The organism is Pseudomonas laurentiana, assembly GCF_014648275.1.
Taxonomy (GTDB): domain Bacteria; phylum Pseudomonadota; class Gammaproteobacteria; order Pseudomonadales; family Pseudomonadaceae; genus Aquipseudomonas; species Aquipseudomonas laurentiana.
This window is the reverse complement of sequence record NZ_BMQU01000062.1, coordinates 1-1,706: the sequence shown is the minus strand read 5'-3', so window position 1 is coordinate 1,706 and position 1,706 is coordinate 1. Positions and strand designations below refer to the sequence as shown.

Genomic DNA, 1,706 nt, shown 5'->3' with positions numbered 1-1,706 from the left:
TCTGCCCAATCCGGGTGTGACTGCTGGCGCCCACGTCCAGGTACTCGCTGGCCTTGAGCTGCACCTTGCGATCCGCCAGGACCGTGAGGTGCTCTTCTGCTTCCAGTACCGTGGTGCTGTTGCCCTTGACCCGGGTCGTGCACTCACCGCCCACCTCCAACCGACGGTCACGCTCGACCTTCTGCTCCAGGTCTCGCTGAGCCCGCAGGTAGATCAATTCGTGGCCTTTGCGGTCTTCCACATACAGTTCGTTGTAGCCGCTACCCCCCGGTGTGCTGCGGCTGCGAAACACGCTGCGGGTCTTGTCTGCCGGCAAGGCATAAGGCACCGGGTTGAGGCTATTGGGCAGGCAACCGCTGACCAGCGGACGGTCCGGATCGCCCTCCAGGAAAACGACCAATACCTCCATGCCCACCCGTGGAATGCTGACACTGCCATGGCCGTTTCCGGCCCAGCCCGAGGCGACCCGCAGCCAGCAACTGCTCTGGTCGTTGTGCTGGCCCTCGCGGTCCCAGTGGAACTGCACCTTGACCCGACCATAGGCGTCGCAATAGACCTCTTCGCCTTTCGGGCCGGTGACCCGGGCCGTCTGGCTGCCCAGCACACGGGGCTTGTGGTACGCCTGCTGCGGACGGTAGAACACGTCCCAAGGGGTGACGGTAAAGTGGTTGCGGTAGCCTTGCTGGAAACCGTCAGCCACCGGCACGAGGTCGGCAGCGATGCTCTCCTCCAGCACTTGCGGTTGCTTGCCCTCATGCTGAACTTCGGTCAGCAGCCAGAGGTCGTTCCAGGCCTTGCACGGGTGGCCCGACAGTTCCAGCAAGTGGCCCGTCACCAGGCTCGGCTGGTCGCTTTGGCCCTCGGCAACACGGTGCTCGGCGCGGTGGCGTTCGAGGGCGCGCTGGCTGAGTCGCTTGCCCTCCTCGCCCTGCATGAAACCACCGGGGTAGGTGTAATCCTCCGGGTTCGGTTCCGGGTAGGCGGTGTCGGCCTGACCCTCGGCCTCGAGCACGAAGCTGGATTTTTCAAAGTCATAGTCGCGCCAGCGCGTACGCCGGGTACGGGCCTCCAGGCGCAAGTTGAAACGGCTGATCACCGGTTCGTCGGCCACCAGGCCGCTGTCCTGTTGGTAGGGGACGGGTTTGCCGAGCCTGGGGAAAAAGGTCTGGTGGTCGCTGAACACCAGCGTGTGCCCGGCGCGGCTGTGTCGGAAGGCATAGCTCACGCCCTCCTCGAAACACAGGCGCTGCAGGAAGTGCAGGTCGGACTCGCCGTACTGCACGCAGTACTCCCGTGGGGTACTGGTCTTTTCCAGGTGCAGTTGGTAGGCATCGCTGAGGATGCCGTGCTCCTCAAGGACCTGGGCGATGATCTGCGCCAGCGTGCGCTGCTGGAAAATCCGGTGGTTGCGGCGCAGCCCCAGGTAGGCCAGTTGCGGCACCAGCCTCAGGCCATAGTGGGTCAGGCGCTTGCCTGCGTCGCCCAGCGACACGCGGTCAACCTGCCCATGAATGCCTGCGCCCTGCGCATTGAACGCCAGGAAAGCCTGCTTGTGCAGCAAGCTTTCAAGCTCGAGGTCAGCGCGCTCGCTGACCAGTTCCACGTCAAAGGCAAAGGGCCTGCTGATGGCTTCCGTGCCGGTGAATGACAGTACCTGAAGGTCGTGCTGAAGGTCATCGATCGTCAGGCTGAAGTGCGCGTGATTG

1 protein-coding gene is annotated in these 1,706 nt (G+C 64.0%); it reads right to left on the bottom strand.

What is annotated here, in order from left to right:
• The coding region (locus IE038_RS23785; RefSeq protein ID WP_189396407.1) for a type VI secretion system Vgr family protein at nucleotides 1-1,706 on the bottom strand (1,706 nt) is incomplete at both ends.